The organism is Caballeronia hypogeia, assembly GCF_001544875.2.
Taxonomy (GTDB): domain Bacteria; phylum Pseudomonadota; class Gammaproteobacteria; order Burkholderiales; family Burkholderiaceae; genus Caballeronia; species Caballeronia hypogeia.
On record NZ_FCOA02000014.1, the window covers coordinates 68276 to 91988 of the forward strand.

Sequence of the window (23713 nt, forward strand, 5' to 3'; positions counted from 1 at the left end):
TTCATCGGCGCGCGGAAAGATGCCGCACGACCGAGATGAAGCGATCCACCTCGTCGCAGGTGTTATAGAACGCGAGCGATGGCCGGACCGTCGCTTCGACGCCGAAACGCCGCAGGATCGGCTGTGCGCAATGATGTCCCGAACGCACCGCGATGCCCTCTTCGTTCAACGCCCGACCCACCTCTTCCGGCGCATAGCCTTTCAGCACGAAGGACAGCACGCTCGCCTTGTCGTCCGCCGTGCCGATCAGGCGCACGCCGGGCACCGGCCGCAGCAGGTTCGTCGCATACGCGAGCAGATCGTGCTCATAGCGCCCGACGTTCTCGATGCCGATGCGCGTCACGTAATCGAGCGCCGCGCCGAGTCCGACCGCGTCCGCGATATTGCCGGTGCCCGCCTCGAAGCGGTTCGGCGGTCCCTGAAACACGGTGCGCTCGAACGTCACGTCCTGGATCATGTTGCCGCCGCCTTCCCACGGCGGCATGTCCTCCAGCACTTCGCGCTTGCCGTACACCGCGCCGATACCCGTCGGACCGAAAATCTTGTGGCCCGAGAAGACGAAGAAATCGGCATCGATGCTTTGCACATCGACACGCATGTGCGACACCGACTGCGCGCCATCGACGAGCGCGCGCGCGCCCGCACGATGCGCCATCGCGACGATCTCCTGCACCGGCACGACGGTGCCGAGCGCATTCGACACCTGCGTGACGGACACTATCTTCGTGCGCCCGTTGAGCATGCGCTGATACTCGTTGAGCAGCACCTGCCCCGAATCGTCGACGGGAATCACGCGCAGCTTCGCGCCCTTCTCCGACGCGAGTTGCTGCCACGGCACGATGTTCGCGTGATGTTCGAGATGCGACACGATGATCTCGTCGCCCTCGCCCACGTTCTTCACGCCCCACGACTTCGCGACCAGATTGATGCCTTCGGTCGTGCCGCGCACGAAGATGATCTCTTCCGTCGATCCCGCGTTGAGAAAGCGCCGCACCGTTTCGCGCGCGCCTTCGTAGGCATCGGTCGCGCGGCCCGCGATCGCATGCGCCGCGCGATGGATGTTCGAGTTCTCGTGCGCATAGAAGTACGCGAGCCTGTCAATGACGGCCTGCGGCTTCTGCGTCGTCGCGGCGTTGTCGAACCAGACGAGCTGTTTGCCGTTCACGCGCTCCTGAAGAATCGGGAAGTCGCGGCGGATCGCGCTGACATCGAACGGCGGATGCGCAGAGTTCGCAAACGGCGCCGGCTTGCGCTCGTCTTCGGCGAAGTAATACGGCGTCGTGTTTGTCGTACCTTGACGCTCGACGGCGAGCGAGCGCAGGAAATCGTCGCCGGGCAAGCCGAACGATTCGGCGGTCACGCCCTGTCCCGGTTTCAATGCCTCGCGCTGCACATGCGCGGGTTGACCGCCCTCGTTCAGAAAGTAATAGCCCGACGTAAACGCGCCCGGCGCGAAAGGACGCTCGATCTGCACCGGCTCCGTGCCGAGCGCCGCGCCGCCTATGCGCGGCTCCATCGCGGGCGCGACGGTCTGAACGAGATCCGGAACGGCGTCATGCGAGATCGCGTGCGGCGCGAGCGCGGGCACGCGATTGCCGAGCGCAAGCACATGCAGCGGCGATGAAGGCGCGAGATTCGTCCCCGGCGCGTGGCCTGGCGGAATCGACAGGCCCGGCACGCCGGTGCCCGTGCCGCCAGGCCCCGCGAGCGGCGAGCCCGGCGGCGCGGGATTGCTCACGATGCTCGTCGCGGGCGCGGTGAAGGGCAGCGTCGCCGAAACCGATTCGCCTGCGCCGCTGCCGAGGCTCGCGGCGGCCGGCGTCCCGCTGCCCGGCACGCTCGAGAAGAACTCGTTGGCGAGCCGCGCGAGCGTCGCGAGCGTCGCGACATCGGGCAGGCCCGCGGGCGCATCCGCCTGTGGAAGCGAAGGCACGGCGTGGCGCAACGGGTTATCGGTAGGTGTCGGGATACTCATGGTACTTGGCGACCTCCACGTCATCCAGAACGGCCAGCGCATCATGCGAATGCACCGCGAGCGAGCAATACAGCGAGATCAGGTACGACGCGATCGCGTGATTGTTGATGCCCATGAAGCGCACCGACAATCCCGGACCCTGCTCGCCCGCCACGCCCGGCTGATACAGCCCGACCACACCCTGGCGCTTGTCACCCACGCGCAGCAGCAGGATCTTGGTCTTGCCGTCGGCCACCGGCACCTTGTCCGACGGAATCAGCGGAATGCCGCGCCACGTCAGGAATTGCGAACCGAACAGGCTGACCGTCGGCGGCGGCACGCCACGGCGCGTGCATTCACGACCGAACGCGGCGATCGCGAGCGGATGCGTCAGAAAGAACGCGGGCTCCTTCCAGACTTTCGCAAGCAGCTCGTCGAGGTCGTCGGGCGTCGGCGCGCCGGTCAGCGGAAACACGCGCTGCTCTTCGGCGACATTCGCGAGCAGGCCGTAATCGGGATTGTTGATGAGCTGGCTTTCCTGAAGCTCCTTGATCGTCTCGATCGTCAGGCGCAGCTGTTCCTTCGTCTGATCGTGCGGGCTGCTGTACAGATCGGCCACGCGCGTCTGCACGTCGAGCACGGTGCTCACCGCATTCAGGAAGTACTCGCGCGGCTGCTCTTCGTACGGCACGAAGGTGCGCGGCAGCATGCTTTCGTCTTCGCGTTGCGTGCAAAGCGCGCGCACCGCTTCCGGGTTCTTCACCTGATTCAGACGATAGATGCCCGCCTCGACCGGCACCCACTGCAGCAGATGCGTGAGCCAGCGAGGCGTGATCGTCGAAAGCTGCGGGACTGTCTTGGTGGCGTTGGCTAACTGCCGTGCTGCGTTATCGCCGAGCGCGGTCGGGCCGCCGACTGTTGCGGTCATGAATAGCTCCGGGGTCGATAGAAGAAGAACGGGAATGCTTATGAACGGGCGTCATTATCACGAGGCCGCCAACCCCGTTCAACATGCTATAGCCGTCATCAGGCGGATTCGTCGTGCGGGATGGGCGCGAGAAGACGGGCCATCGGCACGTCGAGCGCTTTCGCGATCTTGTCGACGGTGACGATGGACGCGATGCACGCGCCGCGCTCGATCTCCCCGACATACGACCGGTTCAGGCCCGCGTATTCCGCGAGTTGCTCCTGAGTCCAGCCTTGCGATTCGCGCAGTTCGCGCACCGTGGCGCCGAAGTGGCGCACGAGCGTGCTCATGGCGCGACCTGCTCGATGTGCGCCGCCTGCGCGCGCGTCGCCGCTTCGGCGCTTTGTGTCGAGGCTTGCGTCACCGAAGCGCCCGGCGCGACATCATGCGTGAGCCATACGTTGCCGCCGATCACCGCGCCGCGTCCGAGCGTCACGCGTCCGAGGATCGTCGCGCCCGCATAGATGACGACATCGTCCTCGACGATCGGATGACGCGCGAGCCCTTTCTCCAGATGACCTTGCGCGTCGCGCGGAAAGCGCTTCGCGCCGAGCGTCACCGCCTGATAGATGCGCACGTGATTGCCGATGACGGCCGTCTCGCCGATCACCACCCCCGTGCCATGATCGATGAAAAATCCCGAGCCGATACGCGCGCCCGGATGAATGTCGATGCCGGTTTCCCCATGCGCGAGTTCGGCGACGATGCGTGCGAGCAGCGGTAACCCGAGCCGATAAAGCTCGTGCGCGACGCGTTGATGAATCATCACGAGAATGCCGGGATAGCAGAGCAGCACTTCATCGACGCTGCCCGCCGCCGGATCGCCCTGATAGGCCGCGAGAATGTCGCTGTCGAGCAGGCTGCGAATGCGCGGCAACGTGCTCGCGAACCCACGTACCGCATTGCTCGCGCGTGTTTCGATCGCGTGATCGTCGCGTGGCAGATGACGCGCCTTGTACTGCAGCTCCAGCTTCGCCTGCACGAGCAGGCCCTGAAGCGCGAAGTCGAGCGCGTGGCCGACGTAGAAGTTTTCGCTTTCCTGACGCAGGTCGGGCGGTCCGAGCCGCATCGGAAAGAGCGCGCCTTTCAGCGCGCCGATGATATCGCCGAGCGCCTCGCGCGCGGGAAGCTCGCGGCCGCCCGGTTCGAGCGAGCGCTTCTGCACTTCCCGCCACTGCTGGCGGACCGTCTGAAGCGATTGGACGATGTCGTCGATGTCGAATACAGCCACAGTGCAGTCCTTTCGATGTAATGAGCCCGCTCTAGTCCTGAACCCAGGGCAAGCCGAGATAGCGCCAGCCGTTTTGCGTGCCGCGCCGCTGTTGTTCGTCCAGTTCGCCTTCGAATCCTTCGCTCACGTTGAACGCATGCGTGAAGCCCGCTTTCGTCGCGGCTTCGGCCGCCGCCGCCGAGCGTTTGCCGCTGCGGCACAGCAGCAGCACGACCGCATCCTTGCCGGTCTTCGCTTCCAGTTCGCGAACGAAGCGCGGATTGCGCGTGAGACTCGTGCCCGTCGCCCACGCGACGTGAATGCTTTCGGGCACGTAGCCCACGAACTTGCGCTCTTCGGCCGTGCGCACGTCCACCAGCACGGCGTCGCCGGCTTGCGCGAGCGCCCATGCATCGGCCGGCGATACGCTGCCCGCATAGGGCAATTGCCCCGCCGCGCCCGCTTCGCCCGCCCGTTCCAGCGCGGGATGAATGATGCGTTCCTGTACTTCGTCGGTCATGACGTCTCCGTTTTCTCGATTCATCACAGATGCGGTGGCGTCGACAGCCGCCTTATGAAACCTTGCCGTCTATAGCCATCACGTCCGACTATGCGAGACATCGGCCGAAAGCAGAACCAAGGATTTTTCATTTGCAAATGATGGTTTGCATCGAACCGTGCGCAGTTCGGAAAACGGTATATACGAAGCGCGTGTCGCGTCATTTGTTACGCACAATTCATTCGTAGCCGCGGCACGCAAAGTGCCTATAGTCGAAGGCTTCACCACACCATCCGGCACGCTCCATGAAACCCACGATCCATCGGCGCAAGCTGATTGCAGGCATCGCTTCCTTCCTGTTCGCCGCTGTCGCGCTCGCTCCCGTTTACGCGCAGGCCGAAACCCGCGAAGTGGTCATCGGCTATCAGGACATGGTCGTGCCGTGGCGCTATGCGCAGGCAAGCGGCGCCGTCGAGAAGGCGACGGGCTACAAGGTCACGTATCGCAAGCTCGGTAGTGGCGCGGACGTGATCCGCGCGCTCGCGTCCGGCTCCATTCAGGTCGGCGAAGCAGGATCGAGCCCGATTGCGGCTGGACTTTCGCAAGGCGTCGATCTCTCGCTCTTCTGGATTCTCGACAACATCAACGACGCCGAAGCACTCGTCGCGCGCAACGGCTCCGGCGTGACGAAACTCGCCGATCTGAAGGGCAAGACACTCGGCGTGCCCTATGTGTCGACGTCGCATTTCCATGCGCTCGTCGCGCTGCAGCAGGCGGGGGTCGATCCGTCGACCGTGAAGATCGTCAATCTGCGTCCGCCCGAAGTCGCCGCCGCGTGGGAGCGCGGCAATATCGACGCGACTTATATCTGGGACCCCGTGCTCGCCAAGGTCAAGCAGAACGGCCGTGTGCTGATCACGTCGGGTCAGGTCGCGAACGAATCGGGCAAGGCGACCTTCGACGGCTTCGTCGCCTCGCGCAAGTTCGCGCACGACAATCCCGGGTTTCTGAACGGTCTCGTCAAGGTACTCGCCGAAACCGACGCGCAATACCGCGATCACAAGGCCGACTGGAGCGCCGGTTCGAAGCAGGTTCAGGCGGTCGCGCAGGAGTCGGGCGCGGCTGCCGCCGACGTGCCCGCGAGCCTCGCGCTCTACGCGTTCCCGAACGCGAGCGAACAGGCGTCGCCGACCTGGCTCGGCGGCGGCCAGCAATCCGGCGCGGCGAAGTCGCTCGCCGCGACCGCGCAGTTCCTCAAGCAGCAGGGCACGATCCAGAACGTGCTCGCGGATTACTCGACCGGCGTCGATCCGCGCTTCGCGCTGCAGGCCGCGAAATGACGTCGCTTTCCATCCGCAATCTCGGCGTCACTTACGAAGGGTCGAGCACGCCCGCGTTGAAGGGCGTCGACTTGCAGATCGGCAGTGGCGAGTTCGTGGTGGCGCTCGGCGCGTCGGGATGCGGCAAGACCACGCTGCTCAACTGCCTCGCCGGTTTCCTCGATCCGACCGAGGGCGAAGCCTCGCTCAACGGCGAGCCGATCGTCGGGCCGGGCGCGGAGCGCGGCGTCGTGTTCCAGAAATATGCGTTGATGCCGTGGCTCGACGTGCTCGACAACGTCGCGCTCGGCCTGCGGTTTCGCGGCATGAAGCGCCGCGAGCGGCACGAGATCGCACGCCGCACGCTCGCGCTCGTCGGCCTCGCGCAGCATGAACACGCAAGGGTCTACGCGCTGTCCGGCGGCATGCAGCAGCGCGTGGGCATTGCGCGCGCGCTCGCGAGCGATCCCGAAGTGCTGCTGATGGACGAGCCGATGGGCGCGCTCGACGCCCTCACGCGCGAAACCGTGCAGGAACTGGTGCTCGACGTCTGGGCGCGCACGGGCAAGACGGTGTTCTTCATCACGCACAGTGTGGAGGAGGCGCTTTTCCTCGCGACGCGGCTCGTGTTGATGACGCCCGGTCCGGGGCGCATCGAGGAAGTGCACGAACTGCCCTTCTCGCGCGAATACATCCGAGATCGCGATGCGCGCGCCGTAAAGTCATCGCCTGCGTTCATCGAGTGGCGGGAGCGGTTGACACGCCGCCTGCATCGCACTGAAACGGAGGCGGCATGACTCATCCCGCTCAGGACGCGCGACTGTCGCGCGCCGCGGCACCGCCGCGCATCGCACGACGCGCCGCCCGCGTCAAACGAGGCGCGCGTTATCGGGGCATGCCGGGCGCGGGCCCGACAGCCGCGCCCAGCGTGCTGTGCGTGGCGACGCTCTCCATGCTCTGGTGGGCGGCCACGCATTTTCATTGGCTGCCGCCGCTCTTTCTGCCCTCGCCCGAGGCGGTTTGGCGCGCCTTTATCGACGCCGCGCACGGGCGGCTGCAAGGCGGACTGCCGCTTTCCGAGCATCTGCTGTGGAGCGCGATCCGCGTGTTCGGCGCATTCGCGCTGGCGGTCGTCACGGCGGTGCCGATCGGCATTCTGATGGGCGTGAGCCGCATCGCGCGCGGCGTGCTCGATCCGCCGCTCGAGTTCTATCGGCCGCTGCCGCCGCTCGCGTATCTGCCGCTCGTCGTGATCTGGTTCGGCATCGACGAGACCGCGAAGATCGTCGTCATCTGGCTCGCGTGCTTCGCGCCGATCGCGATGGCCGCACGCGCGGGTGTGCGCAGCGCGAGCGCCGAACAGGTGAACGCGGCGTGGTCGCTCGGCGCGAACTTCAGGCAGATCGTGTGGCATGTGGTGCTGCCCGCCGCGCTGCCCGAAATCCTGACGGGCTTGCGCATTGCGGTCGGCTTCGGCTGGACCACGCTCGTGGCTGCGGAGATGGTCGCCGCGACCGCCGGGCTCGGGCAGATGGTGCTCAATGCGTCGAGCTTTCTGCGCACCGATGTCGTGGTGATGGGCATCGTGCTGATCGGCGCGATCGCGTGGATCTTCGACTTCGGCATGCGCGCGCTGGAGCGGCGGCTCGTGCCGTGGAAAGGAAGGTGATCGCGCCGCGAGACCTCAGCGCGCGGCCACCGTCCGCGCATCGCCGACGAGCGCCGTTCCCGCGCCGCCGCGCACCAGCCCGACGCCCGCCCACAGGTTCGGGCCGATCTCCAGTACGGCGCTGGCCGACCGAATCCATCTTCGCGAAATTCTGCTGCGATTGCGCGATGTCCTGGTCGGTCAGGCGGCTGATCAGGGAATCCGCCGCGGCCCAAGCTTCCTCGTTCGTCTCGCGCACGATCACATGCAGGCGCACACCGAAGCGCACCGTGCGGCCACGGCGCGCAGCGCGCTCGCGCACGTCCGCGAACTTCTTCGCGACGGCGGCGGGTGGCTCGCCCCAGGTCAGATACGTATCGACGTGCTCCGCCGCAATCTCGTGCGCGGCCTCTGACGAGCCGCCGAAATACAACGGCGGATAAGGCTTCTGCACGGGCTCATGGAAGTTCTTCGCGCCTCGGACGCGCACATGCTCGCCGTCGAAATCAATCGATTCGCCCGTGAAGAGCGTGCGCCACACGCGCAGGAATTCATCCGCGTATTCGTAGCGCGCTTCGTGATCGAGAAAGACGCCGTCGGCGGCGAGTTCGGTCGCATCGCCGCCCTGTACGACATTGAGCAGCAGCCGGCCGCCCAGTGCTTCGTCGAGCGTGGCGGCCTTACGCACGGACGCCGTGACGTTTCCGAGCGACGTGCGCAGCGCGACGAGCAGCTTGATGCGGCGCGTGACCGGCGCGAGACTCGCCGCGGTCACCCATGGATCGAGGCAACTGCTGCCGGTCGGAACCAGCAGGCCATCGTAGCCCAGCTCATCGGCGGCGACGGCGATCTGCCGCATGTAAGCGTTGGTCGGTGCGCGGCCGAAATCCGACACGCCCAGGTAGCGTGTGTCGCCCGAGGTGGGCAGGAACCAGAAAACGTCGAGACTCATCATGCACTTCGAAGCAGCGAATCGCGCCGAGTCCAGCGACACGCGCACGACGGGCTAACCATCGAATGCAGCTATGGATAGGCCTGACGTTGCTAAGCCGCGCCCCGGCAAATTCAGAAAGGCGGGAGTTCGACCGGCGGCTGGCACAGATCGACGGCATGACCCATGTTGAAGTACCCGGCCTGGGCGAACAAGGCGATGTATCTGAGCCGCTCGGTGCGGCTCGCATCATCTTTGCCGGGCGTGATCGGGGGCGGCGCATCGCACGCGCATGCGCCCATCGCGCGCCTCGCTTCGCGCAGGAAACGTTGCTCGCCCGACTGGTCGAAGCGGTTGGACAGGATGTGCCAGTAATGCGTCAGGAGTTGCGCCATGACTCGCTACCTTCGAAAAATGATGGCTCTCAATCTAGGCCCGCACGATGCATTTCACAAACGAGTTTTTCTGCGATGCATTGCAGGCGCAAGCAGCTCATGTGCAAGCCCTTGCAGCGCGCCGCACAGCATCAGATAGACGAAGCCGACGAACAGAAATATCTGTGCGGGATAGACCATCAGGCGGTTATTGAGCTGATTGGCGAGGAACGTGAATTCCGGCACGCCGACGATATACGCGAGCGACGTGTCCTTGATAAGCGACACCCATTGATTGACGAACGACGGCATCATCACGCGCACGGCCTGCGGCAGCACGACTTCGCGCAGCGCCTGCCAGCGCGTGAGCCCGAGCGACAGCGACGCCTGCCACTGCCCCTTGCCGATCGACACGATGCCCGCATGCACCGAATGCGAGAGATATGCGCCGCCGATCAGCGCCAGCGCGCACACGACCGTCGCGAGTCCGGGCACGTTCACGTGCAGCAGAATCGGCATCAGAAAGAAGGTCCAGAAGATCAGCATCAGCACGGGAATGGCGCGAAAGAATGCGACGATCGCGGTCAATGCGAGTTGCACAAAGCCGCTCGTCATGGCGAGCGCGATGCCGCCCGCGAGGCCGACGATCGCCGCGAGCAAGGCAGAGGCAACCGAGAGCGCCACCGTCAGCGCAATCCCGCCCAACGGCCCCGAAGGGAACGCGCCGAGCAGGAGATAGCGCAGCGAGGCAAGCCAGTCGAAGTCGGTCATGCATGGCCTCGGTGGAGCGCGTGCACACCGGTACGCTGCCAGACGACCAGCGCCACCTCGATGACAGCGATCGTCAGGACATAGAACGCCGTCGCCGTGCCGAATGCCTGGAACGTCCGGAAGCTCTCGGTATCGATCTGACGCGACATGTAAGAAAGCTCTGCGACCCCGATGGCCATAGTCAGCGACGAGTTCTTCACGACGTTCATGTACTGCCCCGCGAGCGGCGGCGTCGCGATCCGCAACGCCTGCGGAAGGATCACATAGCGCAGCGCAGCGTAACGGCTCATGCCGAGCGCGGCCGCCGCCTGCTCCTGCGCGGCACTCACGCCGCGCATCCCCGCGCGAAACTCCTCGCCGATAAACGCCGTCGTGTAGCACGTCAATCCGACCCAGCCGGCGAACAACTCAAAACTCGGCCAGCGCAACGTGATTGGCCCGAGCGTCGCAGCATGCGGCGTGTTGAGCCACGTCATCCAGTCGGACGGCAGCAAGGCGGCTGCGCCGAAATACCAGAAGAGCAGTTGCACGAGCAGCGGCGAATTGCGAAAGACGAAGACATAGGATGCCGCAACGCGTGCAAGCGCTGCATTTCGCGAAGTGCGCGCGATGGCCAGCACGAAGCCGAGCAGTGTCGCGCAGATCGCCGCGCACATGGAAAGGATCAGCGTGACGACAAGGCCCTGCTCCAGCCACGCGAGATATTTCGGATCGAGCCAGCTATGCATTATCGACAGCGATCAGCCGTTCTTCTGCGGATCGCCGATCTTGAACAGCCGAGGCAGCGGCGCGGCGCTCTTCGGCCCGAACCACTTGTCGTAGATGCGCGTGGCGTCGCCGTCCGTTTCGAGCTTCGTGAGCGTGCCGTTCACGGCATCGAGCAAACGCGTCTCGCCCTTCGGCACACCGACGCCTTCGTAGTCGTTGGAGATGGTGAAGGCGGGAATCTCGTAGCTGGCCTTGTCCGGCACGCGTGCGAGCAGCGCGACCAGTTTCGGCCCGTCCTGCGTGATCGCCTGCACGTTGCCCGTGCGCAGCGCGGCGAACGCGAAAGGCGTGTCGTCATAAGCGACGATAGTCGCGCTCGGGAATTTCGCACGCACCTGCTGTTCGTTGGTCGTGCCCTTGTCCGCGCCGATGCGCAGGCTGTTGAGTTGATCGGGTGACTTCAGCACGCCCTTCTTCGCGATGAACTGCGTGCCCGATGCGAAGTACGGCGTGCTGAAATCGACTTCCTTTTTGCGTTCGTCGGTGATGGTGAAGTTGGCGAAGACAAGATCGACCTTGCCCGACTTCAGGAACGCGATGCGATTGGCCGGATTGGTCGGCTGCACTTCCAGCTTGACGCCGAGACTCTTCGCCACGGCGTGCGCGTAATCGACATCGAGACCGACGATCTGGTTGTCCTTCGGATCGACGAAGCCGAACGGCGGATTGCTGTCGAATGCCGCGACGCGCAGCACGCCCGCCCTTTTGATGTCGTCCAGCCGGTCCGCGTGCGCGCCAGTCGAAGCCACCGCCAGCAGTGCCGCAAGCACCGCGCCCCAGGTCTTGATTTTCATTGATGAGATTCCTTGTTTGTTGCGCCGATGCGCGTCGCGATGCGTCGGCATGATGACGAGGCTCGCACTCTATCGGCGCGGCGGCCCCGACGGAACGAAGTTTTTGTCACGTCGAAAGAAGGCAGCGCGATTTGGCGAGATGCGCGCAGTCGTGCGCTTACGCGTGATCGACTCGAACGTCGATGCATGCGGCGTTCGCCCTTCGATGCAGCTTTCTCAGTGCGCGCGGCTCAGCAGTTCGTAGCTCGCGTCATCCGCCGCACTCGAACGCTGGCCGCGACGCCAGCCAATGACTTGCCGATAACTGCCCGTGAGCGTCGCCGCTCTGTCGACGTTCGCGCCGGATGTCGTCTGAGGCGCGACGTACAGCGCATCTTCGGGGCAGTACAGCTCGCACATGAAGCACGTCTGACAGTCGTCCTGCCGCGCGATGACCGGCGCGCCGTCCGACCGTGCCGATGCATCGAACACATTGGTCGGGCACACGCGCACGCAGATGTCGCAGCCGGTGCAGCGTTCGTTATCGATGAGTTCGATCATGCGGCCACATCCTCCTTCGCTACCTGACGCACCGCGTGGCGCGCGACCCAGACTTCGTCGAGACCGCCGCTCAGCAGACGATGCCGCTGCGCCGCATCCGCCGATGCGTAATCGTGACGGCGCGCCATGCCGCGCGTCTCCGTGCGGGCGAGCGCGCTGCGATACATCCAGCGCGACACGGCGAGCATCGCGGCAGCTTCGCGCGCGCGCACCGCCTGGTTTCGATCCGATACCGCCGCGCCTCGCACGCGATGCCACAGCGTATCGAGGCGCCCGAGCGAGTCTTCGAGCAGATCCGCGCGACGCGTCCAGTTGCGCTGCGTCGGCAGCACCTCGTCCTGCACCGCGCGGATGATCGCGGCGGCATCGACGGGCGCGTTCCCGCCGCCGTCGCGCAAGGCCGCGCCGCCTGCGCGGAGCAGCGCGCGCGGCGTGCGCCGGGCGCGCACCGCGCGGGCGTGATCGCCCGCGCCCGCGCCTGCCCACAGGCCCGACGACATCGCCCATGCGGCGTTGTGGCTGCCGCCGCCCGTGAAGCCGCCGCAGATCAGCTCGCGCGTGGCGGCGTCGCCGGCGGCGTAGAGGCCGGGAACGGAGGTCGCGCAGGTCGCGTCGGTCACGTGCAGGCCGCCCGTGCCGCGCACGGTGCCTTCGAGCCGCAACGTGATCGGGAAATGCTGCGTAAAGGGATCGACGTTCATCCGGTCGAACGGCAGAAAGAAGTTCGGTTGCGAGCGGCGCATCCACGCGCGAATGTCGGCATCGGCGCGGTCGAGGCATGCGAACACCTGCTGCGACTCCAGCGTCTTCGCGATAACCCCGCGTCCGTGCGACGAACCCGCGCCGGGGATCGCCGCGCCGGTTGCATCGTAAAAAGTGGCCCAGTTGTAGAACAGCGATTTCGTCACCGATGAAAACGCCGGCCCCAGACCGTATGCGTTCGAAAACTCCATGCCGGAGAATTCGGCGCCAGCTTCGGCGGCCATCAGATGGCCATCGCCCGTCAGCACGTTGCAGCCGAGCGCGTTGCTCAGGAACGCACAGCCGCCCGTCGCGATGACGACGCTGCCCGCCCGCACGCGCCAGCTCTCGTCCGTCTGCCGATGCACGCCCGCCGCGCCCGCCACCGCGCCGCCCTCGTCGACGAGCAGTTCCAGGGCCGGACTGTGATCGAGAATGCGCACGCCCCCTTCCTTCACGCGCTTGCGCATCAGCCGCATGTACTCGGGGCCCTGCAACGAGGTGCGGCGCGCGTTGCCGGCAGCGTCGATGGGAAACGGATAGCCCCATTCCGCCAGTTGCTCGCAGTTGATGTACGTCTGCTCCAGCACGCGATCCATCCACGCGTGTTCGGCGAGTTCGCCGCCGAGTGCGTAGCGGCTCGCCCTGGCGCGTTCGCGCGCTTCCTTGTCGCGCGGCACATACCAGACGCCGGTGCCCGAGGGCGCCGTCGCGCCCGATGTACCGCAAAAGCCCTTGTCCGCGAGCACCACGCGCGCGCCTGTCGCGGCGGCGCCGAGCGCGGCCCACGTGCCCGCCGGTCCGCCGCCGATCACGAGCACGTCCGCGTTGTCGTGACCTTGTCCACCGGATACGCCAACGCGTTGCGTCATGCCTGCTCCTTCCATGCGGCGAGCCGCTTCTCGGCGAACAACACCGTCTGATTGAAGGCGAGCCCGAGCAACGCCAGCGTGATGATGCCCGCGTACATCTTCGGAATCTCGAAGGTGAATTGCGAATAGTTGACGAGATAGCCGAGGCCCGCCTTCGCCCCGACCATTTCCGCCGCGATGAGCACGAGTATCGAATAGGCGCCCGCGATGCGGATGCCCGTGAACACCGAGGGCACCGACGCGGGCAACACGACCTTGACGAACAATTTCAGCGGCCCGAGGCCCATCGATCGCGCGGAGCGGATCAGCAGCGGATCGACGTTGCGCACGCCGCTCACGGTGTTGAGCACGACGGGCCAGATACACGAATAGACAACCATCGACACCTTCGACGTTTCGCCCATGCCGAGCACGAGCACGAACACCGGCAGCAAGGCGAGCGGCGCGGTATTGCGAAACAGTTCGAGCAGCGGATCGAGCACTTCGGCCAGTGTGCGATACCAGCCGATGAACAAGCCCAGCGGCACGCCGATCGCGACCGCGATGGCGAAGCCGCTCAGCGCGCGCGCCGCGCTGGCGAGCAGATGCAGCCACAACTCGCCCGAGAGCGCCATGTCGTACAACGCGCGAAGCACCACGGAAAACGGCGGCAGAAAAGTCGCATCGACCCAGTTCAGACGCGGCAGCGCTTCCCACAGCGCCACGAACGCCACGATGGCGATGCTCGACCGAACCGCGCGCGGCACGCCCCACGCGAGCCGCGCGGGCGCTGCGATAACCGTACTCATCGATTCTCCTTCGAAGTTGGATCAGGCCGCCTGCGCGACCTGCAAATGTCCCGCGCCGCGACGCGAGCGGATGAGTTGCCAGATCTCGTGCCGCAAGCGCACGAACTCGGGCGTTGCGCGCACGTCCTCGCTCGTATCGTTCTTCGGCACGTTCACCGGCAGCACATGCGTGATGCGCCCGGGCGTCGGCGCCATGACCAGCACGCGCTGACCGAGATAGATGGCTTCGTCGATCGAATGCGTGATGAAGACGATGGTCGTCCCCGTGCGTTTCCAGATGCGCAGCAATTCGTCCTGCAAGGATTCGCGCGTCTGCGCATCGAGTGCGGCGAAGGGTTCGTCCATCAGCAGCACATCGGGTTCGTAAGCGAGCGAACGCGCGATGGCTACGCGCTGCTTCATGCCGCCCGACAATTGATGCGGATAACGGTCGGCGAACTCGTCGAGACCCACGAGTTCCAGAAAGCGCCGCGCCCGCGCATCACGCTCCGCTTTCGCGACGCCCTTCGCTTCCAGGCCAAACGCGACATTGCCGAGCGCAGTCTTCCACGGAAACAGCGCGTACTGCTGAAACACGATGCCACGATCCAGTCCCGGCCCTTCGACCGCGCGGCCGCCGATCAGAATGTCGCCCGAATCCGGCGGCGTCAGTCCCCCGATGAGATCGAGCAGCGTGGTCTTGCCGCATCCGCTCGGGCCTACGAGCGAGACGAACTCGCCCGCCGCCACATGAAAGGAAACGTCATCGAGCACCGCGAAGCGATCTCGCTGATTCACGCGATATCCCTTCGCGACATTGCGCACCTCGATCGATGCACTCATAGCTGCGCCTCCCGATGCATCAGTGGCTGGCCACTGCCTGATTGAACGGATTGAACTGGTTCGAATAGACTGCGTCCGGCGTCACCTGTCTGGGCTTGAGCACGCCGTTCTTCACATACCAGTCGATATAGGTCGTGAAGTCCTCGGACGCGATCACGCCGCCCTTGCTGCCCACGCCCGGCGACTTCCAGTAGTTGACGATCGACGTATCTTCATTGCGATGCCGCGCCTCGACGATCTTCTTCAGGCGTGCGACGACTTCATCGCGCGGCGTCGTGCGCGTCCATTCGATCGCGCGCGCGGTACCGTCGACGAACTTGCGGACCGTGTCCGGGTTCTGCGCAATGAAGCGGTTGGTGAACAGATAGCTCGCATAGCCGTAAGAGCCGAACTGCGCGTAGTCGGTCGTGAGCAGACGCGCGCCGCCATCGGCGATGAGCTTGTCCTTGATGATGTCTTCAAGGAACACGGCATCGAGCTGCTTTTGCTTGAGCAGTTGTGCCAGGTTCACCGGAGGCGCGGGCACGAACGTGACCTTGTCGATATCGGCCTGAGACAGCCCCGACTTCTGCAAATACGCGGTCACGAGATACTGCTGATACGCACCGGGCGTATTGACGCCGATCTTTCTGCCGACAAGATCGCGCGGCCCCTTGATTGCGCTGTCCTGCAAGACGAAGAGACCGCCGTTGGTCTCCTTGTCCGTGCCGACATACGAAATCACCGCCTTCACCGGCGCGTGCGCCGCGATCAGCTTGACGATCGACCCGTTGAACGCGCCGCCGAAATCGACATCGCCTGTCACGGCCGCCTGAATGTCCTGCGGCCCGCTGGTCGTGTTGCCGATCCACTTGAGCTTGATCGGCGCGAGATAACCCAGGTCTTCGGCAAGCTCGGGATACAGGACCTTGCTCGCCCAGCCCTGATAGCGCAATTCGAGCTTCTCGGCCGTTTGCGCGGATACCGCCGTCGCGCTCGCGGCGAACGCGACGACGGGCAACGCTGCATGAATGATTCGCTTGATGACAGTCACGCGCGCGCCTCCAGTTAAAACACGCCGTCGTGTTCGAGCGTGATGCGATGAATCCGCCGCTTCGCCGCGCCGTAATCGCGCGCCGCGTAGTGCTGCACCTGACGGTTGTCCCAGATGGCGACATCGCCCTGCTTCCATTCGAAGCGCGCCTGCACTTCCGGTGTCTTGATCAGGTCGTAGAGATAGTTGAGCAGATTCTGGCTCTGTGTCTTCGAGACGCCGAGAATATGACTCGTGTGTCCTTCGTTGACGAACACGAGCTTGCGCCCGTTCTCGGGATGCGTCTTGATGACGGGAACTTCGATCGGCGGATACTTCTGCGCGGCATCGCGAAAGCGCGCGAGTCCGGCTTCGACGCTGGTTTCTTGCGTGCCTTCGGGAATCTCATAGCCGCTCAGCAGATCCGCCAGCGCGTCCTTTTTCGGCGACGCGACGAACGTGTTCACCGCAGTCAGCTTTTCGAAGTAGTTGGCCAGATCGGGATCGAGCAGGTCGTAGACTGCCGACGACGAGGCCCAGATCGTGTCGCCGCCACCGCCTTCGGGAATCTCCTGCGCATGGAGCACCGTGGCCTTGGGCGGCTGATGCTGCCACGAAACATCGACGTGCCAGTTATCCGTGCCGCCCGAGCGGGTCTTGTCGCCGCCGTGAGCAATGACCTCGATCTCGGGAAAGCCCGAGACGGCTGGCAGATAGACGTTCTTGCGGATCGGATTGCCGAAGATGCGCGCGAGCGCCACGTGCTGTTCGGACGTGAGCACCTGTTCACGAAAAAAAATCACGCCATGATCGACGAGCGCCTGACGCAACGTTTGCCGATTGTCCTCGCTGAGCGGCGCCGCGAGATCGACGTTCTCGATGACTGCGCCGACGAGCGGCTTGTAACGCCGCACGCGCAAATCCTGATGGCCTTCCGTTTGCGACTGCGCCTCCCGATGATCCAGCACCGTGCTCATGAGCTTCTCCGTGGTCGTTGAGTCGTTCAATCAGACCATCGGGTGGCGGTGCTTCGCAACGAAGCTTTACGTGCAAGCGTATGAGCGGATCGCCGAAGACGTTCTTCACGTCTGCACTCCAATGCTTCGTGCAATGCGTTATTTACGCATTTCCAGCGGATGTCCTATGTTTTTAGTTTGCGTCTATCGCAGGCGCACGCCCACATGCCGCTTCAGAAGGCGATTCGCGGACCACAACCTCTGGTCCTCGCTTCACTCGATTCGATCAACCGACTCGGAATCGAAATGACCCGTTTGGTACATTACAAATAAGAATTCGTTCGTTCGACTTCGTTAAGTGCGACCGTAATATCCGGCTTCCTTCGAAACTCATGGTTAATCCCTATCCAAAGGGAGCGAATAAAACGAGTCGCACTCGCCGGCGCCGCTGGCTTATTGGTTGCCCTTCCCGGCATCGTTCAGGCACAGAGTTCCGTCACCTTGTACGGGCTCATCGATGCCGGCATCGCCTATACGAACAATCAACGCGGCGCGTCCAACGTGCAGGCGACGACCGGCAAGCTCAACGGCAGCCGCTGGGGTCTGAAGGGCGTCGAAGATCTCGGCGGTGGTTACAAGGCGCTGTTCACGCTAGAAAACGGCTATCGAGTCAACGATGGCACTCTCGCTCAGGGGGGACGCGAGTTTGGGCGACAAGCGTATGTGGGCGTGGCGAAGACGGGCATCGGAACGCTGACGCTGGGGCGTCAGTACGATCCGAACACGGATCTCGTCGCGCTGTTCGCTGGGCCGGGATTCTGGTCGCCCGCCACACACGTCGGCGATAACGACAATCTGAATCAGACCTTCCGTATCAACAATGCCGTGAAGTTCAAGAGCGATACGATTGCGGGCATCACGGTCGATGCGCTCTATGGGTTTAGCAATCAGGCCAACGGCGGCGGGGGCACGGGCTTCGGCAACAACCGCGCGTGGGGCGTGTCGGGGAGATACGCCAACGGGCCGTTGCAACTCGGCGCGGGCTATCTGCTGCTCAATCATCCGAATGCCGTCTCGAACACGAGCGGTGCGATCGGCGGTGCATCCAGCACCTCCGGCGATGACTACAGCGGCGCGTTCTTCTATGGAGTCAACGGCGGCGTCAGGCGTCAGCAGGTTGGAGTCGCAGGCGGCAACTATGCGTTCGGAACGCTGGCGACGATCGGGTTTGCATGGAGCCACACGCAACTCGACTACAACGACGGCTCGTCGCGCAAATTCAACAACTACGACGTGAATGGGCGCTACAACATTACAGCCGCAACGACGCTGATCGGCGTCTACAGCTTCACCGATGGCCGCGCCAACAGTCAGCCCGGAACCGGCGGCGCGACGCTCAAACCGCGTTGGCACCAATTCACGCTGGGAGTCGACTACGCGTTGTCGAAGCGCACGGACCTCTATCTATCGGGCGTCTATCAGCTCGCGGCGGGCGATGCCTCGACGCGCGTCGGCAACGGCTATCAGAAGATCGCCGCTATCGCCGATGCGGGCACGCCTTCATCGACGAACCGACAAGTGGCGGCGTTCGGCGGCGTGCGCGTGCGCTTCTGAGGGTTGCCGCATCTGTCATAAGCTCGACGCAGCCGTGCTGATAACGATCGAATAATCCATTCGTTTGCACCTTGAAACGGCCGACGTATCGTACTTTCGGTGCTGCGAAGGGAAATATGCGGTACTCGCGGACCTGACAGCAACGGAGCACTGCCAGTGCGCAACGCCTAAGTCGAGGTCCGCTTTCAAATCATCAGGGATAGAGTCATGGCGACAGGTACGGTCAAGTGGTTCAACGATGCTAAAGGATACGGATTTATCACTCCGGACGACGGCACCGATGATCTCTTCGCGCACTTCTCCGAGGTACGCGCCGAAGGGTTTAAAACCCTTCGCGAGAATCAGAAGGTGAATTACGAGGTCAAGCAGGGACCGAAAGGGCGGCAAGCCTCGCAAATTGATCCGCTTTGACACCATGCAAGGTCTATCTTGGCGGCCCGCATTCGGCAATTAACTTTGCATTGGTCGTAAAGCTTTCGCACGCTGTTCGCCGCGATCAGCAGAGAATCGATGCACAACCGCCTACCGGGTGCCATCTGGAGCGAGTCCGTCTCGGCACCGATTCGCGCACCATACAGCAACGCCGCAAGCCGCTTCATTTGACAGCGACCACGGCGTGTTTGAGCGGGCCCCGCGTGCTCATGTGCAATGGAAGATAGAAGGAATTGCAGATGATTTCATATCACAACGGAGCTGCGATTCAGGCGTCCGCAGTCCGCAAGGGCAATCTTTTCATCGCCCGCGCATGCATCCTCGAGGAAGATGGAGAGTCGACTTGTCTTGGCGATCTGGGCGTCTTCGCGAACAAGAAGGGCGCGTGCCAGTTCGCCGTCCGCTGTGCTGCGGCGTTCATCGATGGTGAGCTTATGCCGCTTCCTCCCTGCCGAATGACCGCAGACTCGACAGACAGCCGCCCGCGCCGCCCCACCCGCTTGAACAGGTGACACCCAACGAGTAAAGCACCGGGACCGATGCGCTTCGAAGCGAGGGTCCTTCCGAAGCCGATGCGACAGCCACGCTCGCGAGGGCAATCAACCGGGCAATAACGCTCGATAGCGTTATCAGCCAGGCGCGGTCGCGGGTCGGTACCGCTACGGGTTAAATGGCCGTGCCGCTGCTGCAAAGCCACGGCGCAACGTTGACCGGATATGCATCCAGCCACCTTGCACGAGGCACTGATTGGGCGCGCGCGAGACGGACCGGACTATCAGCCGGCAGGTGTGCTGCGACACGCGGTGCAGTGCCACGCGGCGGCGTCCATTCAGTGAAGGCACTCGTCGAGGACGAACACAACTTCGTTTCGTCCAAACTCCAACGTATCATTTAGTGAGCCGCACATGACACGATCCACCCGACAGTTCGCGCTCGGTGCATTTCTAATGCAGACCGGCCACCATATCGCCGGCTGGCGGCATCCGGATGCCCAGGCCGACGCAGGGAGCAACTTCCGCCACTATGTAGAACTGGCGCGGCTCGCGGAAGCCGCCAAGTTCGACGCAATTTTTCTTGCGGATTCCTCAGGCGTACGCTCCACGCATCTGTCATCGCTTGCACGCACGGCCCGCAGCGACTTTTTCGATCCAGTGACATTGCTTGCTGCGCTCGCCGCGGTGACCGAACGCATCGGCCTGATTGCGACCGTGTCCACGTCGTTTCACGAGCCGTACAATGTGGCTCGCCGCTTCGCCACGCTCGACCAGATTTCCGGCGGGCGCGCCGGTTGGAATCTGGTGACGTCGAGCAGCGCGACCGAAGCGCAGAATTTCAACCGCGAAACGTTGCCCGATCACACCGAACGCTATGAGCGCGCCGCCGAGTTTCACGACGTCGTACTGGGCCTGTGGGACTCGTGGGAAGACGACAGCTTCGTGCGCGACAAGGAGAGCGGCATCTATTTCGACGCGGACAAGCTGCACGTGCTCAAGCATCGCGGCAAGCACTTTCAGGTGCGCGGCCCGCTCAACGTGAATCGTTCGCCGCAAGGGCGTCCGGTGGTCGTACAGGCGGGCGCCTCCGAGGATGGCCGTGCGCTCGCCGCCCGCACCGCAGAAGTGATCTTCGTTGCGCATCAGACCTTCGACGAAGCGAAGGCGTTCTACGCCGATATTAAGGGGCGCCTGCCGGCCTACGGCCGCGATCCCGACGACGTGAAGATCATGCCGGGCATCTTCCCCGTCGTGGGGCGCACGCAGGCGGAAGCCGAAGAGAAATTCGAGGCGCTGCAATCGCGCGTGGATCCGGTGGTCGGCGTTGCGCTGCTGTCGACGGTGATCGGTGGCGTCGATTTGTCGGGCTATGACGTCGACGGTCCGATTCCTGAGCTGCCCGAGACGAACGGACCGAAGAGTCGCCAGCATCTACTCGTCGAACTCGCGCGGCGCGACAGGCTCACGATCCGCCAGCTCTACCAACGCATTGCCGGGGCGCGCGGTCATCAGCAGGTCGTCGGTACGTCGGCGAGCATCGCAGACCAGTTGCAGCAATGGTTCGAGGAAGGCGGCGCGGACGGCTTCAACATCATGGCGCCATGGTTCCCGGGGGGACTCGAAGAATTCATCCAACTGGTGCTGCCCGAACTGCGGCGGCGCGGCCTCTTTCGTACCGACTACATTGGCCGCACGTTGCGCGAGCATCTCGGACTGGAACGTCCGGCGCACGCGAGGGCTGTGCGAGCCTGAATCACCTCATCACCAGTGCTTTCATGATCCCCCGTCCACGTCATTGCGGATACATCGATAGGCAAGACTGGTGAGGCGAAAGCAGAATCGGCTTATCTTTCGCTAGCTGCCTCTGCCTCCACCAGTTGCAGGATTGCGCGAAGGCGCTGTTCGACTGCAGCAAGCCGCTCGACCGGATCCCGGCAGGTCCGATCGACGGCGTGCCCGAAGGCATCACGTCCCATGACCGGCCTGTCGCAATTCAGTCGAATTTGACGTCTGAAAAGTGGCGGACGGCTGCCGCGGAGATGTTTTGTATGTTCGGACCAAGTATGAGGGACCTGCACCTATCGAAGTATCTGCGTGTTTGCTTGTTCGAGATATGGGAAAGCACATAGGGGCAATGCATGGCCATGCGATGAACGGCTCTCACAAATCTTCTGGCGCGACAAGCAAAGCAGAAATCGATCTTTGGGAGCCTGAAACCGATTGCTAAGATCGCCGCTCGCTTTCAACGGATCGCCATAACGACAATGACCCTGCCCCGCTCGATCGCTACCCGCCACGCCGCCATCGCGCTCGCCGTCGCCAGCATTTTCACGCTTGCCTCGTGCGGCTCGTCCAACGATAGTTCACCGACGACCGCACCCGTCGCCGCCGCCAAACGTCCGAACATCCTGTACATCATGGCCGACGATCTCGGCTATTCCGATATCCACGCGTTCGGCGGCGAAATCAACACGCCTAATCTCGATGCGCTCGTCGCATCGGGCCGTATCCTCACGAACCATCACACGGGAACGGTCTGCGCGATCACGCGCGCCATGTTGATCTCGGGCACGGACCACCACCTCGTCGGCGAAGGCACGATGGGCACGCCGACCGACGAACGCAAAGGACTTCCCGGTTACGAAGGCTATCTAAACGACCGCGCGCTCTCCGTCGCGCAGTTGCTGAAGGATGGCGGTTATCACACGTACATGGCGGGCAAGTGGCACATCGGTTCGGGAATCGTCGGCAGTACAACGGGCGGCGGGCAGACGCCGGATCAATGGGGATTCGAGCATAGCTACGCGCTGCTCGGCGGCGCCGCGACGAATCACTTCGCGCATGAACCTGCCGGTTCGAAGAACTATACGGAAGACGGTCAGTACGTTCAGCCAGGACAGCCCGGCCAGCCAGGCGGCACCGGCGGCAGTCCGTCCGTGTTCTATTCGACCGACTTCTATACGCAGAAACTCATCTCCTATATCGATTCAAGCAAGGGCGACGGCAAGCCGTTCTTCGCCTACGCGGCCTACACGTCACCGCACTGGCCTTTGCAGGTGCCCGAGCCTTACCTGCACAACTATGCCGGCAAATACGACGCAGGCTACGACGTGATCCGCAATGCGCGGATCGCACGGCAGAAGGCGCTCGGCATCATCCCCGCGGATTTCAATCCTTATCAGGGCGCGCCGGAGACGCTGAGCTCGTCACCCGCCACGGCGAACAACGCCACCGCGAACGCGAAGTACATCAGCGCTGCGCACAGCGTCGCGCAAGGCTACAGCGACTATGGTCCCGGCACGGTCAACAAGTCGTGGAACAGCTTGTCCGCCGCGGAAAAGAAGGCGCAGGCGCGCTACATGGAAATCTATGCCGGCATGGTCGAGAATCTCGATCACAACATCGGCCTGTTGATCCAGCATCTGAAAGACATCGGCGAATACGACAACACGTTCATCCTGTTTCAGTCGGATAACGGCGCGGAAGGCTGGCCGATCGATTCGGGCGCGGACCCCACCGCCACCGATACCGCGAACGCATCGGATGCGATCTATTCGACGCTCGGCACCGACAACGGTCAGCAGAGCGCGCGGCGTCTGCAATACGGCTTGCGCTGGGCGGAAGTGAGCGCCACGCCGTTTCGCCTGACCAAGGGCTTCTCGGGCGAAGGCGGCGTATCGACACCGCTCATTGCGCATCTGCCCGGACAGACGGCGCAGTTGCCGACCTTGCGCGCCTTCACGCACGTGACCGACAACACCGCGACCTTCCTCGCGCTCGCGCAGATCACGCCGCCGACGCAACCAGCGCCGGCATCGATCAATGCACTCACGGGCGTCGATTCGAACAAGGGCAAGGTGGTCTACAACAACCGCTATGTGTATCCCGTCACAGGACAGTCGCTGCTGCCGATTCTCAAGGGCGATGCGAGCGGCGAAGTGCACACCGCTGCGTTCGGGGACGAAGCCTATGGGCGCGGTTACCTGCGCAGTTCCGATGGCCGCTGGAAGGCGCTCTGGACCGAGCCGCCGACCGGTCCCGTCGACGGTCACTGGCAGCTCTTCGACCTGCAGGCCGATCGCGGCGAGAACAACGACGTGTCGGCGCAGAACCCGTCGGTCATCGACAGTCTCGTGCAGCAGTGGAACAGCTACATGAGCACGGTTGGCGGCGTCGAACCGCTGCGGCCGCGCGGCTACTACTGAGC

23 protein-coding genes and 1 pseudogene are annotated in these 23713 nt (G+C 63.8%); 8 read left to right on the top strand and 16 right to left on the bottom strand.

Going from position 1 to position 23713, the window contains the following annotated elements:
- Position 1: 1 nt before the first annotated feature.
- The 5 genes from AWB79_RS20725 to AWB79_RS20745 all read right to left on the bottom strand — a co-directional run bounded on the left by AWB79_RS20725 (position 2) and on the right by AWB79_RS20745 (position 4651).
- A complete protein-coding gene (locus tag AWB79_RS20725) occupies positions 2-1975 on the bottom strand; it encodes a family 2A encapsulin nanocompartment cargo protein cysteine desulfurase (protein WP_061169315.1) in 1974 nt (657 codons plus the stop codon).
- Positions 1950-2882, bottom strand: a complete 933-nt coding sequence (locus AWB79_RS20730; protein WP_061169316.1) for a family 2A encapsulin nanocompartment shell protein — start codon at positions 2880-2882, stop codon at positions 1950-1952. The genes AWB79_RS20725 and AWB79_RS20730 overlap by 26 nt, the downstream gene beginning before the upstream one ends.
- Before the next feature lie 98 nt (positions 2883-2980).
- Entirely contained in the window at positions 2981-3211 is a 231-nt protein-coding gene (locus AWB79_RS20735; protein WP_061169317.1) for a helix-turn-helix domain-containing protein, read from the bottom strand.
- The gene (gene epsC, locus AWB79_RS20740) at positions 3208-4152 is read right to left on the bottom strand and encodes a serine O-acetyltransferase EpsC (protein WP_061169318.1); all 945 of its coding nucleotides are present in this window, start codon (positions 4150-4152) and stop codon (positions 3208-3210) included. Before epsC ends, AWB79_RS20735 begins: the two co-directional genes overlap by 4 nt.
- Positions 4153-4183: 31 nt before the next feature.
- Positions 4184-4651 carry a rhodanese-like domain-containing protein gene (locus AWB79_RS20745; RefSeq protein WP_061169319.1) on the bottom strand — a complete coding sequence of 156 codons (468 nt, stop codon included), beginning with the start codon at positions 4649-4651 and terminating at the stop codon, positions 4184-4186.
- 284 nt (positions 4652-4935) lie between these two features.
- Between AWB79_RS20745 and tauA the strand changes: the two genes are divergently transcribed.
- The 3 genes from tauA to AWB79_RS20760 are packed head-to-tail and all read left to right on the top strand — an operon-like array spanning position 4936 to position 7618.
- Positions 4936-5970, top strand: a complete 1035-nt coding sequence (tauA, locus tag AWB79_RS20750; protein WP_061169320.1) for a taurine ABC transporter substrate-binding protein — start codon at positions 4936-4938, stop codon at positions 5968-5970.
- A complete protein-coding gene (locus AWB79_RS20755) occupies positions 5967-6746 on the top strand; it encodes a taurine ABC transporter ATP-binding protein (protein ID WP_061169321.1) in 780 nt (259 codons plus the stop codon). Before tauA ends, AWB79_RS20755 begins: the two co-directional genes overlap by 4 nt.
- A complete protein-coding gene (locus AWB79_RS20760; protein ID WP_061169322.1) occupies positions 6743-7618 on the top strand; it encodes an ABC transporter permease subunit in 876 nt (291 codons plus the stop codon). The genes AWB79_RS20755 and AWB79_RS20760 overlap by 4 nt, the downstream gene beginning before the upstream one ends.
- 18 nt (positions 7619-7636) lie before the next feature.
- On the opposite strand, the pseudogene AWB79_RS20765 reads toward AWB79_RS20760, so the two are convergent.
- The 11 genes and pseudogenes from AWB79_RS20765 to AWB79_RS20820 all read right to left on the bottom strand — a co-directional run.
- Positions 7637-8549: pseudogene (locus tag AWB79_RS20765) on the bottom strand (LLM class flavin-dependent oxidoreductase); the annotation flags it as partial.
- Between the two features lie 113 nt (positions 8550-8662).
- Entirely contained in the window at positions 8663-8923 is a 261-nt protein-coding gene (locus tag AWB79_RS20770) for a hypothetical protein (protein WP_061169323.1), read from the bottom strand.
- A 54-nt stretch (positions 8924-8977) separates the two neighbouring features.
- The gene (locus AWB79_RS20775) at positions 8978-9673 is read right to left on the bottom strand and encodes an amino acid ABC transporter permease (protein WP_061169324.1); all 696 of its coding nucleotides are present in this window, start codon (positions 9671-9673) and stop codon (positions 8978-8980) included.
- The gene (locus AWB79_RS20780) at positions 9670-10401 is read right to left on the bottom strand and encodes an amino acid ABC transporter permease (protein ID WP_061169325.1); all 732 of its coding nucleotides are present in this window, start codon (positions 10399-10401) and stop codon (positions 9670-9672) included. Before AWB79_RS20780 ends, AWB79_RS20775 begins: the two co-directional genes overlap by 4 nt.
- A 12-nt stretch (positions 10402-10413) precedes the next feature.
- Complete coding sequence (locus AWB79_RS20785; RefSeq protein WP_061169419.1) at positions 10414-11235, bottom strand: ABC transporter substrate-binding protein; 822 nt, start codon at positions 11233-11235, stop codon at positions 10414-10416.
- Positions 11236-11451: 216 nt separating this feature from the next.
- On the bottom strand, positions 11452-11775 hold the full coding sequence (locus tag AWB79_RS20795) for a 4Fe-4S dicluster domain-containing protein (RefSeq protein ID WP_061169327.1): 324 nt from the start codon (positions 11773-11775) through the stop codon (positions 11452-11454).
- Complete coding sequence (locus AWB79_RS20800; protein ID WP_082862406.1) at positions 11772-13388, bottom strand: FAD-dependent oxidoreductase; 1617 nt, start codon at positions 13386-13388, stop codon at positions 11772-11774. Before AWB79_RS20800 ends, AWB79_RS20795 begins: the two co-directional genes overlap by 4 nt.
- Positions 13385-14176: an ABC transporter permease gene (locus tag AWB79_RS20805; protein ID WP_061169329.1), complete on the bottom strand. Its 792-nt coding sequence runs from the start codon at positions 14174-14176 to the stop codon at positions 13385-13387. Before AWB79_RS20805 ends, AWB79_RS20800 begins: the two co-directional genes overlap by 4 nt.
- 21 nt (positions 14177-14197) lie before the next feature.
- The gene (locus AWB79_RS20810) at positions 14198-14998 is read right to left on the bottom strand and encodes an ABC transporter ATP-binding protein (RefSeq protein ID WP_061169330.1); all 801 of its coding nucleotides are present in this window, start codon (positions 14996-14998) and stop codon (positions 14198-14200) included.
- A gap of 19 nt (positions 14999-15017) precedes the next feature.
- On the bottom strand, positions 15018-16031 hold the full coding sequence (locus AWB79_RS20815; RefSeq protein WP_061169331.1) for an ABC transporter substrate-binding protein: 1014 nt from the start codon (positions 16029-16031) through the stop codon (positions 15018-15020).
- A 14-nt stretch (positions 16032-16045) separates the two neighbouring features.
- Positions 16046-16987, bottom strand: coding sequence for a TauD/TfdA dioxygenase family protein (locus tag AWB79_RS20820; RefSeq protein WP_061169420.1), 942 nt, complete (start codon positions 16985-16987; stop codon positions 16046-16048).
- 399 nt (positions 16988-17386) lie between these two features.
- On the opposite strand from AWB79_RS20820, the gene AWB79_RS20825 reads away from it, so the two are divergent.
- The 5 genes from AWB79_RS20825 (at position 17387) to AWB79_RS20850 (ending at position 23711) form a co-directional block, all read left to right on the top strand.
- Positions 17387-18580 carry a porin gene (locus AWB79_RS20825; protein ID WP_061169332.1) on the top strand — a complete coding sequence of 398 codons (1194 nt, stop codon included), beginning with the start codon at positions 17387-17389 and terminating at the stop codon, positions 18578-18580.
- 207 nt (positions 18581-18787) lie between these two features.
- Positions 18788-18991 carry a cold-shock protein gene (locus AWB79_RS20830; protein ID WP_061169333.1) on the top strand — a complete coding sequence of 68 codons (204 nt, stop codon included), beginning with the start codon at positions 18788-18790 and terminating at the stop codon, positions 18989-18991.
- Positions 18992-19251: 260 nt separating this feature from the next.
- Complete coding sequence (locus AWB79_RS20835) at positions 19252-19524, top strand: hypothetical protein (RefSeq protein ID WP_061169334.1); 273 nt, start codon at positions 19252-19254, stop codon at positions 19522-19524.
- 393 nt (positions 19525-19917) lie between these two features.
- Positions 19918-21258, top strand: coding sequence for an LLM class flavin-dependent oxidoreductase (locus tag AWB79_RS20840; RefSeq protein WP_061169335.1), 1341 nt, complete (start codon positions 19918-19920; stop codon positions 21256-21258).
- 512 nt (positions 21259-21770) lie between these two features.
- Complete coding sequence (locus tag AWB79_RS20850) at positions 21771-23711, top strand: arylsulfatase (protein WP_061169337.1); 1941 nt, start codon at positions 21771-21773, stop codon at positions 23709-23711.
- Positions 23712-23713 lie beyond the last annotated feature (2 nt).

Bases quoted from the DNA above. Each gene is read 5' to 3' on its own strand.
- AWB79_RS20725 (WP_061169315.1), bottom strand. From the start codon at position 1,975: ATGAGTATCCCGACACCTACCGATAACCCGTTGCGCCACGCCGTGCCT.
- AWB79_RS20730 (WP_061169316.1), bottom strand. From the start codon at position 2,882: ATGACCGCAACAGTCGGCGGCCCGACCGCGCTCGGCGATAACGCAGCA.
- AWB79_RS20735 (WP_061169317.1), bottom strand. From the start codon at position 3,211: ATGAGCACGCTCGTGCGCCACTTCGGCGCCACGGTGCGCGAACTGCGC.
- AWB79_RS20745 (WP_061169319.1), bottom strand. From the start codon at position 4,651: ATGACCGACGAAGTACAGGAACGCATCATTCATCCCGCGCTGGAACGG.
- tauA (WP_061169320.1), top strand. From the start codon at position 4,936: ATGAAACCCACGATCCATCGGCGCAAGCTGATTGCAGGCATCGCTTCC.
- AWB79_RS20755 (WP_061169321.1), top strand. From the start codon at position 5,967: ATGACGTCGCTTTCCATCCGCAATCTCGGCGTCACTTACGAAGGGTCG.
- AWB79_RS20760 (WP_061169322.1), top strand. From the start codon at position 6,743: ATGACTCATCCCGCTCAGGACGCGCGACTGTCGCGCGCCGCGGCACCG.
- AWB79_RS20770 (WP_061169323.1), bottom strand. From the start codon at position 8,923: ATGGCGCAACTCCTGACGCATTACTGGCACATCCTGTCCAACCGCTTC.
- AWB79_RS20775 (WP_061169324.1), bottom strand. From the start codon at position 9,673: ATGACCGACTTCGACTGGCTTGCCTCGCTGCGCTATCTCCTGCTCGGC.
- AWB79_RS20780 (WP_061169325.1), bottom strand. From the start codon at position 10,401: ATGCATAGCTGGCTCGATCCGAAATATCTCGCGTGGCTGGAGCAGGGC.
- AWB79_RS20785 (WP_061169419.1), bottom strand. From the start codon at position 11,235: ATGAAAATCAAGACCTGGGGCGCGGTGCTTGCGGCACTGCTGGCGGTG.
- AWB79_RS20795 (WP_061169327.1), bottom strand. From the start codon at position 11,775: ATGATCGAACTCATCGATAACGAACGCTGCACCGGCTGCGACATCTGC.
- AWB79_RS20800 (WP_082862406.1), bottom strand. From the start codon at position 13,388: ATGACGCAACGCGTTGGCGTATCCGGTGGACAAGGTCACGACAACGCG.
- AWB79_RS20805 (WP_061169329.1), bottom strand. From the start codon at position 14,176: ATGAGTACGGTTATCGCAGCGCCCGCGCGGCTCGCGTGGGGCGTGCCG.
- AWB79_RS20810 (WP_061169330.1), bottom strand. From the start codon at position 14,998: ATGAGTGCATCGATCGAGGTGCGCAATGTCGCGAAGGGATATCGCGTG.
- AWB79_RS20820 (WP_061169420.1), bottom strand. From the start codon at position 16,987: ATGAGCACGGTGCTGGATCATCGGGAGGCGCAGTCGCAAACGGAAGGC.
- AWB79_RS20830 (WP_061169333.1), top strand. From the start codon at position 18,788: ATGGCGACAGGTACGGTCAAGTGGTTCAACGATGCTAAAGGATACGGA.
- AWB79_RS20835 (WP_061169334.1), top strand. From the start codon at position 19,252: ATGATTTCATATCACAACGGAGCTGCGATTCAGGCGTCCGCAGTCCGC.
- AWB79_RS20840 (WP_061169335.1), top strand. From the start codon at position 19,918: ATGACACGATCCACCCGACAGTTCGCGCTCGGTGCATTTCTAATGCAG.
- AWB79_RS20850 (WP_061169337.1), top strand. From the start codon at position 21,771: ATGACCCTGCCCCGCTCGATCGCTACCCGCCACGCCGCCATCGCGCTC.